The following is a 13,845-nucleotide window of genomic DNA, read 5'->3' on the forward strand; positions in this document are numbered from 1 at the left end:
CCGCCGCTTAGCCCGGTGTGGGTTGCGTTGTTGATCGACGGTGAGTCGTCAGGTGTGGCGCTCGGGCAGCAATGCGCGCGTCGGGCGCTGCCGCTCGTTGCGGCGATGGCCAAGGTGGCGGTGGCCGCGGCTTTTGCGGCGTTGACGATGGCGCTGCTCGGGTACGCCGCCGGTGGACGGCTGGGTAACTTCGGGGACGTCGGGGTGGATCAGGGCACGTTCGGGATCTCGGTATTCCTGTGGTTCTCGCTCGTCGGCGCGATCACTGTGGTGATGGCGAACGGAGTCACGCGCAGTGCCAAAAGGCCTAAGCCGCCTCCCAGTCCGCGACCGATTGAGGAAGTAGCCGACGACGAACCGCCCGCTTCTGAGCAACCGGATCTCGAAGACGTCGCCGACACCGCCGATGAAGCCGGACTGCTTCCGGTCGACGGGGCAGAAGACGATATCGGTATCGCGACCGCTGAGCAGCCGCCGAAGAATCCCGACTGAGGCTGGATTGTCCGGCTCCTCCTCGTGCCGCAAGCGGCACGCATCGTCGCCGGACTACGCTCGGCGTGTGCCGCCACCCCTCCGCGTGCCCCCAAGCGCACCGGCACGGCTGGTGGTGCTGGCCTCGGGTACCGGTACGCTGCTCGCAGCTCTGCTGGAGGCGGCAATCGGCGACTACCCCGCGCGGGTGGTCGCAGTCGGCGCGGACCGCGACTGCCGTGCCCTCGAAATCGCCGAGGCTGCGTCGCTGCCCACCTTCACCGTCAGGCCGGCCGACCACCCGGACCGTGACGCGTGGGATGCCGCCATCACCGCTGCCACCGCGGCGCATGCCCCCGACTTAATCGTCTCCGCCGGATTTATGAGAATACTTGGGCCCCAGTTTCTTTCACGTTTCTCAGGACGCATCGTCAACAGTCATCCGGCGCTGCTGCCGGCTTTCCCGGGTGCGCACGCGGTTGCCGACGCGCTGGCCCACGGCGTGAAAGTCACCGGCTGCACGGTTCACCTGATCGACGCCGGCACGGACACCGGACCGATCCTGGCCCAACAAGCCGTTCCGGTGCTCGAGGGTGACGACGAAGCGACGTTGCATGAACGCATCAAAGTGGTGGAACGGCGACTCTTGGCAGACGTAGTGGCTGCGGTGGCAACCGGCGGCGTGACGTGGAGCGGACGAAAGGCGACCATAGGATGAACATCGACGACGCGCAGGGCTCGCAGAAAAGGCCGATCCGCCGCGCGTTGATCAGTGTCTACGACAAGACCGGCCTGGTCGGGCTCGCCCACGGCCTGCATGCCGCCGGCGTCGATATCGTTTCCACCGGTTCGACGGCGAAAACCATTGCTAACCAAGGTGTTCCGGTGACACCCGTGGAAGAGGTGACCGGGTTTCCCGAGGTCCTCGACGGCCGAGTCAAGACGCTGCATCCGCGGGTGCATGCGGGGCTGCTGGCGGATCTGCGCAAACCGGAGCACGCGGCGGCACTCGAGCAGCTGGGCATCGCAGCATTCGAACTGGTAGTGGTCAACCTATATCCGTTTAGCGAGACCGTTAACTCGGGCGCGGGAATCGACGAGTGCGTCGAGCAAATCGACATCGGCGGACCGTCGATGGTGCGTGCTGCGGCCAAGAACCATACCAGCGTAGCGGTGGTCGTTGACCCGTCCGGGTATGGCGGCGTGCTGGCCGCAGTCCACGATGGCGGATTTACCCTGGCGGAACGAAAGCGACTCGCAGCCTTGGCCTTTCGGCAGACTGCCGAATACGACATCGCCGTCGCGACCTGGATGGACTCCGTGCTTGCGCCGCAGCAACCGGATGTCACGTTCCGTGAGTGGTTTGCTGGGACATGGCGGCGCTCAGCGCTGTTGCGCTACGGCGAAAACCCGCACCAAGAGGCCGCGCTCTACAGCGAGGACCGCGCGTGGCCAGGGCTCGCGCAGGCTGAGCAGCTGCACGGAAAAAAGATGTCCTACAACAACTTTACCGACGCCGATGCCGCCTGGCGAGCTGCCTTCGACCACGAGCAGACCTGCGTGGCGATCATCAAGCACGCCAACCCTTGTGGCATCGCCATCTCTTCGGTCTCGGTCGCCGAGGCACACCGCAAGGCACACGAGTGCGATCCGCTCAGCGCGTTCGGCGGCGTGATCGCCGCCAATACCGAAGTCAGCGTCGAGATGGCTGAGTACGTGAACACCATCTTCACCGAAGTGATCGTGGCACCCGCCTACGCGCCCGGCGCGCTCGAGGTGCTGGCGCGCAAGAAGAACATCCGGATACTGGTCGCTTCCGAGCCGCCGCGCGGCGGCACCGAGCTGCGCCAGGTCAGCGGCGGGCTGTTGATGCAGCAACGCGACCGCCTCGATGCGCCCGGCGACAACCCCGACAACTGGAGGTTGGCGGCTGGGTCAGCGGCCGACCCACAGACGTTGGCGGATCTGGTTTTCGCGTGGCGCGCTTGCCGTGCGGTCAAGTCCAATGCGATCGTCATCGCCGCCGACGGCGCCACGGTCGGCGTCGGCATGGGGCAAGTCAATCGGGTGGACGCGGCGCGGCTGGCCGTCGAACGTGGCGGCGAGCGGGTACGCGGAGCGGTGGCTGCTTCCGACGCGTTCTTCCCGTTCCCGGACGGGCTCGAGACGTTGGCCGCCGCGGGGGTTACCGCGATCGTGCACCCCGGCGGCTCGGTTCGTGACGACGAGGTGACCGCTGCCGCCGCCAACGCCGGTGTGACCTTTTACCTGACCGGCGCGCGGCATTTCTCGCACTAGCCGCCGAGTCTGCCGGTGTGTTACACGAATGTGCCATCCGCGTAAAGCACGCTCACACTCGGCGGGGCAGTGTGGCGGTGCGAGGACCGACGATCGGACGCCCCGTAAGCAAGGACACTATGACGCCCGTCGCAGGCCGTCGTAGCGTGGAGTGGTGACTGCACCGAATCACATGCCCAGTACCGTCGGCGAATTGCGTGCCGCCGGGCATCGCGAACGGGGTGTCAAAGCCGAAATCCGGGAGAACTTGCTGGCACGCCTCGCCGAAGGCGCAGATGGTGAAGCCATCTGGCCGGGCATCCTGGGCTTCGACGACACGGTGTTACCGCAGCTGGAACGGGCGTTGATCGCCGGTCATGACATCGTGCTGCTCGGAGAACGCGGTCAAGGCAAGACCCGGCTCCTGCGCGCCCTGGTCGGCTTGCTCGACGAATGGACGCCGGTGATCGCCGGGGCGGAGCTCCCCGAACACCCGTACTCGCCGATCACCCCCGAATCAATCCGGCGGGCCACCGAACTTGGCGACGACCTGCCGGTCGCCTGGAAGCATCGCAGCGAGCGATACACCGAAAAGCTGGCCACTCCCGATACCAGCGTCGCGGACTTGGTGGGCGACATCGACCCGATCAAGGTTGCCGAGGGCCGCACCCTCGGCGATCCCGAAACGATCGCTTACGGCCTGATTCCCCGGGCGCACCGCGGCATCGTCGCGGTCAACGAGTTGCCCGACCTGGCCGAGCGCATCCAGGTGTCGATGCTCAACGTCATGGAGGAACGCGATATCCAGGTTCGCGGATACACGCTACGGCTGCCGCTGGATGTGCTGGTGGTCGCCAGCGCCAACCCCGAGGATTACACCAACCGCGGTCGGATCATCACTCCGCTCAAAGACCGGTTCGGCGCCGAGATCCGCACCCACTACCCGCTCGAGCTGGAGGCGGAGATGGGCGTCGTCGTCCAGGAGGCGCACCTAAGTGCCCAGGTGCCCGACCATCTGATCCGGGTGATCGCACGGTTCGCGCGTTATCTGCGGGAGTCGAACTCGGTCGACCAGCGCTCGGGGGTGTCGGCGCGGTTCGCGATCGCTGCTGCCGAGACGGTTGCGGCCGCTGCACGGCATCGCGGCGCGGTGCTGGGAGAGACCGATCCGGTGGCCCGGGTGGTCGACCTGGGCACGATTATCGACGTGCTGCGCGGCAAGCTCGAATTCGAATCCGGTGAGGAGGGCCGTGAGCAGGCTGTGCTCGAGCACCTGCTGCGTCGGGCCACCGCCGACACCGCGTCCCGGGTGCTCGGCGGCATCGACGTCGGCCCCTTGGTCGCGGCGGTCGAGGGTGGCTCGGCGGTGACGACCGGCGAGCGGGTGTCTGCGAAGAACGTGCTGGCCGCGCTACCGGACCTGCCCGTCATCGACACCATCGCCAAGCGGCTGGGCGCCGAATCCGAGGGCGAACGCGCCGCGGCGCTCGAACTGGCGCTGGAAGCACTGTATCTGGCCAAGCGCATCGATAAGGTGTCCGGAGAGGGCGAAACCGTTTATGGCTAAACCCGTTAAAAGCCACTCAACGCGGTATTCGGCGTATACCGGCGGGCCGGACCCGCTGGCTCCGCCGGTCGACCTGCGTGAGGCGCTCGAGCAGATCGGCCAGGACGTCATGGCCGGCACCTCGCCGCGGCGAGCCCTGTCGGAATTGCTGCGGCGCGGCACCAAGAACATGCCCGGAGCCGACCGCTTGGCAGCCGAGGCTAATCGGCGCCGACGGGAGTTGCTGCGCCGCAACAACTTGGACGGAACGCTGCAAGAAATCAAAAAACTGCTCGACGAGGCAGTGTTGACCGAGCGCAAGGAACTGGCCCGTGCGCTGGACGACGACGCCCGTTTCGGTGAGCTGCAACTGGATTCCTTGTCGCCGTCACCGGCCAAGGCCGTCCAAGAGCTGTCCGACTACAACTGGCGCAGCGCAGAGGCCCGCGAAAAATACGAGCAGATCAAGGATTTGCTCGGTCGCGAAATGCTTGACCAACGTTTTGCCGGGATGAAGCAGGCACTGGAAGGCGCCACCGACGAGGACCGTCGACGGGTCACCGAGATGCTCGACGACCTCAATGAGCTGTTGGACAAGCACGCAAATGGACAAGATTCCCCCCAAGATTTTCAGAACTTCATGAACAAGCATGGCGAGTTCTTCCCGGAGAACCCGGGCAATGTCGAAGAATTGCTGGATTCGTTGGCCAAGCGGGCAGCTGCTGCGCAGCGATTACGCAACAGCTTGAGCCCTGACCAGCGCGCGGAGCTAGATGCCTTGGCGCAGCAGGCTTTTGGATCACCGGCGCTGATGCAGGCGTTGCAGCGGCTGGATGCTCACCTGCAGGCGGCGCGTCCGGGAGAAGACTGGTACGGACGCTCCGAGTTCTCCGGCGACAACCCAATGGGCATGGGCGAGGGAGCCCACGCATTGGCCGACATCGCCGAGCTGGAACAGCTGGCTGAGCAGCTGTCGCAAAGCTATCCGGGCGCCACAATGGACGACGTTGATCTCGATGCACTGGCCCGCCAGCTCGGCGACCAGGCCGCTATCGACGCCCGAACGCTCGCCGAGCTCGAGCGCGCGCTGCTCAACCAAGGATTTTTCGATCGCGGTTCCGACGGGCAGTGGCGGCTCTCACCGAAGGCGATGCGTAGGCTCGGTGAGACGGCGTTGCATGATGTGGCGCAACAGCTTTCGGGACGGCGTGGCGAGCGCGACCATCGGCGTGCGGGCGCGGCCGGTGAGCTGACCGGCGCCACCCGGCCCTGCCAGTTCGGTGACACTGAGCCGTGGAACGTCACCCGCACGCTGACCAACGCGGTCCTGCGGCAGGCCGGAACTGCGACGGCGCAATGGCCGATCCGGATTACGGTTGATGACGTCGAGGTTTCCGAGACAGAAACACGCACACAGGCCGCGGTTGCGTTGTTGGTGGACACCTCGTTCTCCATGGTGATGGAGAACCGCTGGATTCCGATGAAGCGGACAGCGCTGGCGCTCAACCATCTGGTCAGCACTCGGTTTCGCTCGGATGCCTTGCAGATCATCGCTTTCGGGCGCTACGCACGGACCATGACAGCCGCCGAGTTGATGGGTCTGGAGGGTGTCTACGAGCAGGGCACCAACCTGCACCACGCGCTGGCACTGGCGGGCCGTCATCTGCGGCGACACCCTAATGCCCAGCCGGTTGTGTTGGTGGTCACCGATGGTGAGCCGACGGCGCACCTAGAAGACTTCGACGGCGATGGCTCCGCAGTGTTTTTCGACTATCCGCCGCATCCGCGGACCATTGCTCATACCGTGCGGGGATTTGACGACATGGCGCGGCTTGGTGCGCAGGTGACCATCTTCAGGCTGGGCAGCGATCCTGGGCTGGCCCGGTTCATCGACCAAGTCGCGCGGCGCGTTGAAGGACGAGTCGTGGTGCCCGATCTCGACGGGCTGGGCGCGGCGGTCGTCGGCGACTATCTGCGGTCTCGCCGACGGCGACGGTAGTTGTGGCGAGCAGGCGCAAAATCCCCCAAAAGCGCCGCCTAATAAGGACTTTGGCGTCTGCTCGGCATTATCGATGTGCTTTGCGGTTCTTCCGCTTGACGCCGACGCCGCCCCACAGCGAGAAGCCGCGAATGGTCACTTTCGGTGCACCCGGTGTGCCTTCGCTGTTGACATCATGGTCGAAGCCGCCCATGACGCCGTGGCCGTGAATCTCGACGTTGACCTCGGGCGGCAGCAGGATGGTCTGCCCGCCCATGATCGAATATGCATGGATATCGACTTCGGTGGAGGTGAAGTCGGCGTAGCGCAGATCGATGACTCCGCCGCCCCACAACGCGAACGTTGTCAGTTTCTTCGGTACGGGCCATCGACCGCGTCGCTCGAACGCGCCCATGATGGCCAGGAGCAGTGTGGACGGCGCTGGTTTGCAGGCACCGCCACGACGGGGGCTCACTGACGAACCTGGGAGGTCCGCCTGGAGCCGATCTAGTTCTTGGTAGGTGGTCGCTGCATAGGCCTTGGTGAGCCGGTCCTCGTACTCGCTGAGCGGCAGGCGGCCCTGCGCCGCGGCGTCGGTCAGCAACTGCGCAACCTGTATGCGGTCGGTATCTGCAGCGCGTGACTCGTCCCGCACCTCGCGCTGGGCTTCTTTGCTCATCACTGCGAGCCTACGACGAAGAACTTTGGCTGCAAGCCGACTTAGCTAAACTGCGTCTCCGCCGCGTGGAGCGGCCCACCGGGGCGGGCGTTTCTGCAGGAAGGCCAGCATCCCCTCACGAGCTTCGTCGGAGGCGAACAGCCGCGCCGAGTCGACGCTGAGCCGCTCGGCGTCGCGGTCGAATCCCTCCAGCACCGCGGCGGTGGTCAGTGCTTTCGACGCGGCCAATCCCTGCGGTGACCCGCGTCGGACCTCCGCAACAAGCTTTGCCACCGCTGCGTCGACGTCGTCAGCTGCCATGGTGATCAAGCCGACGCCCGCCGCTTCGTGAGCGTCAAATTTCTCGCCGGTCAGGTAGTAACGGGCCGCCGCTCGGGCGGACATCTTCGGCAGCAAGGTCAGCGAGATGATCGCCGGTGCCACTCCGATGCGTGCTTCGGTCAGCGCGAAGCTGCTGTGCGGACCGGCCACCGCGATATCGCAGGCACCGACCAAGCCGAAACCCCCGGCGCGGACGTGGCCGTTGATGGCGCCGATCACCGGCAGCGGCAACTCCACGATCGCGCGCAGCAGCGCGGCCAATTCCCTGGCGCGCTCGGCGGCCATCTCGAAAGGATCGCCCCCGCTGGCTTCGGACAGATCGGCGCCGGCGCAGAATGTGCCCCCAGTGTGGCCGAGCACCACCACGCGCACCTGCGGATCGGCGGCCGCGTCCCGCAGCCCTTGGTGCAGTTGGCTGACCAAGGTGCTGGAAAGTGCGTTGCGGTTATGCGGAGAGTCGAGCGTCAGCCGCGCAACATGTCCGTCGACGGCGTAGCGAACCAGCGTTTCCATCAGTACGAGCGCGGCAGACCCAGCGATGTCTGCGCGATGAAGTTGAGCACCATTTCGCGGCTCACCGGAGCGATCCGCGACAGCCGCGATGCCGTCAACGCCGCGGCGATCCCGTATTCCTTGGTCAGCCCGTTTCCGCCCAACGACTGCACCGCTTGATCGACCGCACGCGCGGATGCTTCGCCTGCAGAGTATTTCGCCATGTTGGCTGCTTCGGCGGCACCCAAGTCGTCGCCGGAGTCGTAGAGTGTCGCGGCTTTCTGCATCATCAGTTTTGCGAGCTCGATTTCAACGTAGTTCTGCGCCAACGGATGTGACAGACCCTGGTGCGCGCCGATCGGGGTGCCCCACACTTTGCGCGTCTTGACGTAGTCGGTGGCTTTGTTGAGTGCGAACCGTCCCATGCCGACCGCGCTTGCTGCGCCCATGATTCGCTCCGGGTTCAGTCCGGCGAACAGTTGCGCGATCGCGGCGTCTTCGGACCCGACGAGCGCGTCGGAGGGCAGCCGCACATCGTCGATGAATACTTGGAACTGGCGTTCGGGACTGATCAGCTCCATTTCTATCGGGGTGTAGGTGAAGCCGGGCGCATCGGTGGGCACCACGAACAGCGCGGGCCGCAACTTTCCGGTCTTGGCCTCTTCTGTGCGTCCCACCACCAGCACCGCTTGGGCTTGGTCGACGCCGGAGATGAAGACCTTTTGGCCGGAAAGGATCCATTCGGCGCCGTCGCGCCGGGCCGTGGTGGTGATCCGATGCGAGTTGGAGCCGGCGTCGGGTTCGGTGATGGCGAACGCCATCGTGATCGACCCGTCGGCGATCCCGGGCAGCCATCGTTGTTTCTGCTCATCGGTGCCGAACTTGGAGATGATGGTTCCGTTGATGGCCGGTGACACCACCATCATCAGCAGTCCGCAGCCGTGCGCGGACATTTCCTCCATCACCAGCGACAGCTCGTACATCCCTGCTCCGCCGCCGCCGTACTGTTCGGGAAGGTTCACCCCGAGGAAGCCGAGTTTGCCTGCCTCGTTCCATAATTCGTCGGTGTGCTGATGCGCGCGCGCCTTTTCCAGGTAGTAGTCGGGCCCGTAGTTGGACACCAGTGCAGCGACCGCTTTGCGCAGCGCCTGGCGTTCTTCGTTTTCGATGAAGCTGGTGTCGGTCATGGTTGTGCATTCCCTTCGGTCTCGGAGGCGTCGACGCGGGCCAGGACGGCACCGACCTCGACTTGTTGCCCGGGACTGACATCAAGTTGTGCCAGCACCCCGTCGGTCGGCGCGGTAATGGTGTGCTCCATCTTCATCGCTTCTAGCCAGACCAGCGGTTGGCCGGCGGTCACGGTGTCACCGACTTTCGCGCCCACCCGAATGACGTTGCCGGGCATCGGCGCTACCAAGGACCCTTGTTCGACCGCCGAACCCGGCTCCGGGTAGCGCGGCAGCGCCACCAGGTGTACCGGACCGTGCGGTGAGTCGACGTAGACATCGTCGCTGTATCGGGCGACGCCGAACCGGCACGCAACGCCGTCGCCGTCGGCCAACACGACCTCGTCGGCGATGTGCGACACCAGGTGCACCGCTTCGTCGTCGGGCAGCTCCAAACCGTTTCTGCTGAACCGGTATCGGATGCGATGCTCCTCGCCGCTGTCGTCGCGGAAGTCCTTGACCTGATAGCCCGACGCCAGGTTGCGCCAGCCGCTGGGGATGGACCCGAACACGGCGGCTGTCGCGCGGTTGTGCGCGGCGTCGGCAAGCGCCGCCGCGATCGCGGACAACCGCACAGCCGCTGCGTCGCACAGCGGTGCGGCCAGCTCGGCCAGCCCGTGAGTGTCGAAAAACGCGGTGTCGGTGGCACCGTCGAGAAATGCAGGGTGCCGCAGCACGTTGACCAGCAGATCGCGGTTGGTGCGTACCCCGTGCAGGCGGGCCCGGGCCAGGGCGTCGGCCAGCACCCTCGCCGACTGCCGGCGGGTCGGGGCGTAGGAGATGACTTTGGCCAGCATCGGGTCGTAGTGGATGGACACGGTTGATCCGTCGACAATGCCGGAGTCCAGCCGGATCCCGGTACGCCGGCCGAGTGTTTCGAACTGCGCCCGCACAGCGGGTACGTCGATGGTGTGCACGAGACCAGCCTGCGGCTGCCAACCCCGCGCCGGGTCTTCGGCATAGAGACGTGCTTCGATCGAATACCCTTGCGCCGCGGGAGGTTCTGGGTCCAGGCGTGCCCGGTCGGCCACCGCCAGCTGCAGTTCGACGAGGTCGACTCCAGTCGTTTCTTCGGTGACGGGGTGTTCGACCTGCAAGCGGGTGTTCATCTCCAAGAAGTAGAACTCGCCGTCGTCGTCGGCGAGGAACTCCACCGTCCCGGCCCCGGCGTAGCCGATCGCGGCGGCGGCCAGCCGTGCGGCGTCGAACAGCTTGGCCCGCATCCCTGGCGTGCGCTCGACCAGCGGGGAGGGTGCCTCTTCGATGATCTTCTGGTGGCGCCGCTGAATGGAGCATTCCCGCTCTCCCACAGCCCAGACGGTGCCGTGGGTGTCGGCGAGCACTTGGACCTCGACATGGTGCCCGGTGGGCAGGTAGCGCTCGCAGAACACCGTCGGATCGCCGAACGCGGATTGCGCTTCGCGCTGGGCAGCGGCGACTTCGCGCGGCAGTGCCGACAATTCGTGCACGACGCGCATCCCACGGCCACCGCCACCCGCCGAGGCCTTCACCAATACCGGCAGCTCTTCGTCGGTGACGGCGCCGGGGTCGAGTTCAGCCAGCACCGGCACTCCCGCGGCGGCCATCAGCTTCTTGGCCTGGATCTTCGAGCCCATCGCTCGCACCGCTGCCACCGGCGGCCCGATCCAGGTCAGGCCGGCGTCGAGTACTGCCGCTGCGAAGTCAGCGTTCTCCGAAAGGAATCCGTAGCCGGGGTGTACGGCGTCGGCGCCGGCTGCGCGGGCGGCGTTGATCAGCGTCTCGATGTCGAGGTAGTCGTTGACCCGCGGTAGCCGCACCCGCAGATCCGCCTCGGCCACGTGGGGCGCCGCCGCATCGGGTTCGGTATGGACGGCGACGGTGCTCAGGCCGAGCCGCCGGCAGGTCGCAAACACCCGGCGGCCGATCTCGCCGCGGTTGGCGACCAATACTCGAGTGATTCCCATCAGCATCACATCCGGAAGACGCCGAAGTTCGAGGTGCCCTGGATTGCGGCGTTGGCGATGGCGGACAAGCACATTCCCAGCACGGTGCGGGTGTCGCGCGGGTCGATGACCCCATCGTCGTAGAGGCGCCCGGATAAGAACATCGGCAGCGACTCGGCTTCGATCTGCGCCTCGATCGCGGCCCGCAGTGCGGCGTCGGCGTCTTCGTCGAAGTCCTGACCTCGTGATTGCGCTGCTGCGCGGTTGACGATGGAGATGACGCCCGCCAATTGTGCGCCGCCCATGACCGCGGCCTTCGCGCTGGGCCAGGCGAACAAAAACCGCGGATCATAGGCCCGCCCGCACATGCCGTAATGGCCTGCGCCATAGGATGCACCGATCAACAGGGAGATATGCGGCACAGTCGAGTTCGACACAGCGTTGATCATCATCGAGCCGTGCTTGATCATCCCACCCTCTTCGTATTCTTTGCCGACCATGTAGCCAGTCGTGTTGTGCAAGAACAACAGCGGGGTATTCGAGCGGTTGGCGAGCTGGATGAATTGGGTGGCTTTCTGGGATTCCTCGCTGAACAGGATGCCGCGGGCGTTGGCCAAGATGCCCAGCGGATAGCCGTGCAGCCGCGCCCATCCGGTGACCAGCGACGAGCCGTAGAGCGGTTTGAACTCGTCGAACTCCGAGCCGTCGACAATGCGGGCGATCACTTCCCGCGGGTCGAACGGGATCCGCAGATCCGACGGCACGATGCCGAGCAGCTCCTCGGCGTCGTAGCGCGGCTCGACGACCCGGCCGGGCGCCGGCCCGAGTTTTCTCCAGTTAAGCCGCGCCACGATCTGGCGGCCGATACGCAGTGCGTCGAGTTCGTCGAGCGCGAAGTAGTCAGCCAATCCCGATATGCGGGCGTGCATTTCGGCGCCGCCCAAGGACTCGTCGTCGGACTCTTCGCCGGTGGCCATCTTGACCAGCGGCGGGCCGGCGAGAAATACCTTGGAGCGTTCTTTGATCATCACCACGTGATCGGACATCCCGGGCACGTAGGCGCCGCCCGCGGTGGAGTTGCCGAACACCAGGGCAATAGTGGGAATCCCGGCCGCCGACAGCCGGGTCAGGTCGCGGAACATCTGCCCGCCGGGGATGAACACTTCCTTCTGGGTGGGCAGGTCGGCGCCGCCGGACTCCACCAGCGAGATCACCGGCAACCGGTTTTGGAAGGCGATCTGGTTGGCGCGCAGTATCTTTCGTAATGTCCAGGGGTTGCTGGTGCCGCCCTTCACCGTGGGGTCGTTGGCGACGATCATGCATTCCACGCCCGATACAGCGCCGATGCCCATGACGACGCTGGCACCGACCTGGAATTCGCTGCCCCAGGCTGCCAGCGGGCACAGCTCCAGAAACGGTGAATCAGAGTCCACCAGCAGCTCGATGCGTTCCCGGGCGGTCAGCTTGCCGCGGGCGTGATGGCGCTCAACATACTTCGGCCCGCCACCGGCGAGCGCCTTGGCCAGCTCGCCGTCTATCTCGGTGAGTTTGGCCGATAGCGCCGACGCCGCCTCGCTGTAGCTGGGAGAGGCGGGGTCGAGCATGGACTGCAGCACTGTCATAGCCACCGCCGACTTTGCCGAGTGATGCGAATCATAGCCACCGCCGACGATGCAGAGGGAAGCGATGAGGAGCAGGTGGAGTAATCATGACTGGTATCCAAGGGTCTTGGCGGCCAGTGCGGTGAGAATCTCGGTGGTCCCGCCGCCGATACCGAGGATCCGCATGTCGCGGTATTGGCGCTCGACTTCGCATTCGGCCATGTAGCCCATGCCGCCGAACAGCTGGACAGCTTGGTGGGCCACCCATTCGCCGGCTTCCACCGCGGTGTTCTTGGCGAAACACACCTGCGCGATCAGGTTGGTCTCGCCCGCAAGTTGGCGCTCCACCACATGATGTGCATAGACCCGCGCCACGTCGATGCGCCGGGCCATTTCGGCGAGCGTGTTCTGCACGGCCTGTCGTGAGATCAGCGGTCGGCCGAACGTCTCCCTGTCGCGGCACCACTGCGCCGTGATGTCCAGGCAGCGCTGCGCACTCGAATACGCTTGCGCGGCAAGCCCGATGCGTTCGGCTACGAACGCCTGCGCGATCTGGGCGAAGCCGCTGTTTTCGGCGCCGACCAGATTGGCTGCCGGCACCCGCGCGTCGGTGTACGACAACTCGGCGGTATCCGATGAGCGCCAACCCATCTTGTCCAGCTTGCGGGTGACCTCGAAGCCCGGGGTGCCCTTTTCGACCACCAGCAGCGACACCCCGGCGGCGCCCGGGCCACCAGTACGTACCGCGGTGACGACGTAGTCGGCGCGGACCCCGGAGGTGATGTACGTCTTGGCGCCGTTGACCACGTAGTGGTCGCCATCACGCACAGCGGTCGTCCGCAGATGCCCGACGTCGGAGCCGCCGCCGGGCTCGGTGATTGCCAGCGCGCCGATCTTCTCCCCGGCCAGCGTCGGCCGCACGAACTCCTCGATGAGCCGCTGATCACCAGAGGCCGCCATGTGCGGCACCGCGATCCCGCAGGTGAACAGCGACGCGAACACCCCACCGGGCACGCCGGCTTCGTGCAGTTCCTCGCAGATGATCACCGAGTCAGCGCCGTCGCCGCCGCCACCGCCGTCGCCGGCCACTTCGCCACCCCCGAGGAGCTGTAGACATGAACGCGTTCACCGTGCACACCGGGACGGCCGTGCCGCTGCGCCGCAGCGACGTCGACACCGACCAGATCATCCCGGCCGTGTACCTCAAGCGGGTCACCCGGACCGGCTTCGAGGACGGGCTGTTCAGCGCCTGGCGCGGCAACGAACCGGACTTCGTGCTGAACCAACCGCAGTACGAAGGCGCGACGATCCTCGTGGCCGGGCCGGACT

At 65.9% G+C, this 13,845-nt stretch carries 9 protein-coding genes and 3 pseudogenes; 6 read left to right on the forward strand and 6 right to left on the reverse strand.

Going from position 1 to position 13,845, the window contains the following annotated elements:
* From ACFE99_RS14690 to ACFE99_RS14710, 5 genes and pseudogenes are all read left to right on the forward strand, one after another.
* Positions 1-492, forward strand: a pseudogene (locus ACFE99_RS14690) (hypothetical protein); the annotation flags it as partial.
* A 67-nt stretch (positions 493-559) separates the two neighbouring features.
* Positions 560-1,189, forward strand: a complete 630-nt coding sequence (gene purN / locus ACFE99_RS14695; RefSeq protein WP_375486479.1) for a phosphoribosylglycinamide formyltransferase — start codon at positions 560-562, stop codon at positions 1,187-1,189.
* Positions 1,186-2,769 (forward strand): bifunctional phosphoribosylaminoimidazolecarboxamide formyltransferase/IMP cyclohydrolase, encoded by a 1,584-nt coding sequence (gene purH, locus ACFE99_RS14700; RefSeq protein WP_375486481.1) that lies wholly within the window; start codon positions 1,186-1,188, stop codon positions 2,767-2,769. Before purN ends, purH begins: the two co-directional genes overlap by 4 nt.
* A 172-nt stretch (positions 2,770-2,941) precedes the next feature.
* On the forward strand, positions 2,942-4,315 hold the full coding sequence (locus tag ACFE99_RS14705) for a sigma 54-interacting transcriptional regulator (RefSeq protein ID WP_375486493.1): 1,374 nt from the start codon (positions 2,942-2,944) through the stop codon (positions 4,313-4,315).
* Positions 4,308-6,293 carry a VWA domain-containing protein gene (locus tag ACFE99_RS14710; RefSeq protein WP_375486483.1) on the forward strand — a complete coding sequence of 662 codons (1,986 nt, stop codon included), beginning with the start codon at positions 4,308-4,310 and terminating at the stop codon, positions 6,291-6,293. The genes ACFE99_RS14705 and ACFE99_RS14710 overlap by 8 nt, the downstream gene beginning before the upstream one ends.
* A 67-nt stretch (positions 6,294-6,360) precedes the next feature.
* Here ACFE99_RS14710 and ACFE99_RS14715 read toward each other — a convergent pair whose 3' ends face one another.
* The 6 genes and pseudogenes from ACFE99_RS14715 to ACFE99_RS14740 all read right to left on the reverse strand — a co-directional run.
* Entirely contained in the window at positions 6,361-6,951 is a 591-nt protein-coding gene (locus tag ACFE99_RS14715; protein WP_375486485.1) for a DUF1707 domain-containing protein, read from the reverse strand.
* Positions 6,952-6,996: 45 nt separating this feature from the next.
* The gene (locus ACFE99_RS14720; RefSeq protein WP_375486487.1) at positions 6,997-7,785 is read right to left on the reverse strand and encodes an enoyl-CoA hydratase family protein; all 789 of its coding nucleotides are present in this window, start codon (positions 7,783-7,785) and stop codon (positions 6,997-6,999) included.
* Positions 7,785-8,951, reverse strand: a complete 1,167-nt coding sequence (locus tag ACFE99_RS14725; RefSeq protein ID WP_375486489.1) for an acyl-CoA dehydrogenase family protein — start codon at positions 8,949-8,951, stop codon at positions 7,785-7,787. The genes ACFE99_RS14720 and ACFE99_RS14725 overlap by 1 nt, the downstream gene beginning before the upstream one ends.
* Positions 8,948-10,936, reverse strand: a complete 1,989-nt coding sequence (locus ACFE99_RS14730; protein WP_375486491.1) for an acetyl/propionyl/methylcrotonyl-CoA carboxylase subunit alpha — start codon at positions 10,934-10,936, stop codon at positions 8,948-8,950. Before ACFE99_RS14730 ends, ACFE99_RS14725 begins: the two co-directional genes overlap by 4 nt.
* Before the next feature lie 5 nt (positions 10,937-10,941).
* Entirely contained in the window at positions 10,942-12,531 is a 1,590-nt protein-coding gene (locus ACFE99_RS14735) for an acyl-CoA carboxylase subunit beta (RefSeq protein ID WP_375486495.1), read from the reverse strand.
* A 90-nt stretch (positions 12,532-12,621) separates the two neighbouring features.
* A pseudogene (locus ACFE99_RS14740) lies at positions 12,622-13,596 on the reverse strand (acyl-CoA dehydrogenase family protein); the annotation flags it as partial.
* A 35-nt stretch (positions 13,597-13,631) separates the two neighbouring features.
* Between ACFE99_RS14740 and ACFE99_RS14745 the strand changes: the two are divergent.
* Positions 13,632-13,845 (forward strand): annotated as a pseudogene (locus ACFE99_RS14745) (3-isopropylmalate dehydratase small subunit); the annotation flags it as partial.

It is taken from the genome of uncultured Mycobacterium sp. (assembly GCF_964249325.1).
Classification (GTDB): Bacteria; Actinomycetota; Actinomycetes; order Mycobacteriales; family Mycobacteriaceae; genus Mycobacterium.

What these genes read in the sequence shown, in the direction of transcription:
- purH (WP_375486481.1), top strand. Translation starts at nt 1,186, where the DNA reads ATGAACATCGACGACGCGCAGGGCTCGCAGAAAAGGCCGATCCGCCGC.
- ACFE99_RS14705 (WP_375486493.1), top strand. Translation starts at nt 2,942, where the DNA reads ATGCCCAGTACCGTCGGCGAATTGCGTGCCGCCGGGCATCGCGAACGG.
- ACFE99_RS14710 (WP_375486483.1), top strand. Translation starts at nt 4,308, where the DNA reads ATGGCTAAACCCGTTAAAAGCCACTCAACGCGGTATTCGGCGTATACC.
- ACFE99_RS14715 (WP_375486485.1), bottom strand. Translation starts at nt 6,951, where the DNA reads ATGAGCAAAGAAGCCCAGCGCGAGGTGCGGGACGAGTCACGCGCTGCA.
- ACFE99_RS14720 (WP_375486487.1), bottom strand. Translation starts at nt 7,785, where the DNA reads ATGGAAACGCTGGTTCGCTACGCCGTCGACGGACATGTTGCGCGGCTG.
- ACFE99_RS14725 (WP_375486489.1), bottom strand. Translation starts at nt 8,951, where the DNA reads ATGACCGACACCAGCTTCATCGAAAACGAAGAACGCCAGGCGCTGCGC.
- ACFE99_RS14730 (WP_375486491.1), bottom strand. Translation starts at nt 10,936, where the DNA reads ATGGGAATCACTCGAGTATTGGTCGCCAACCGCGGCGAGATCGGCCGC.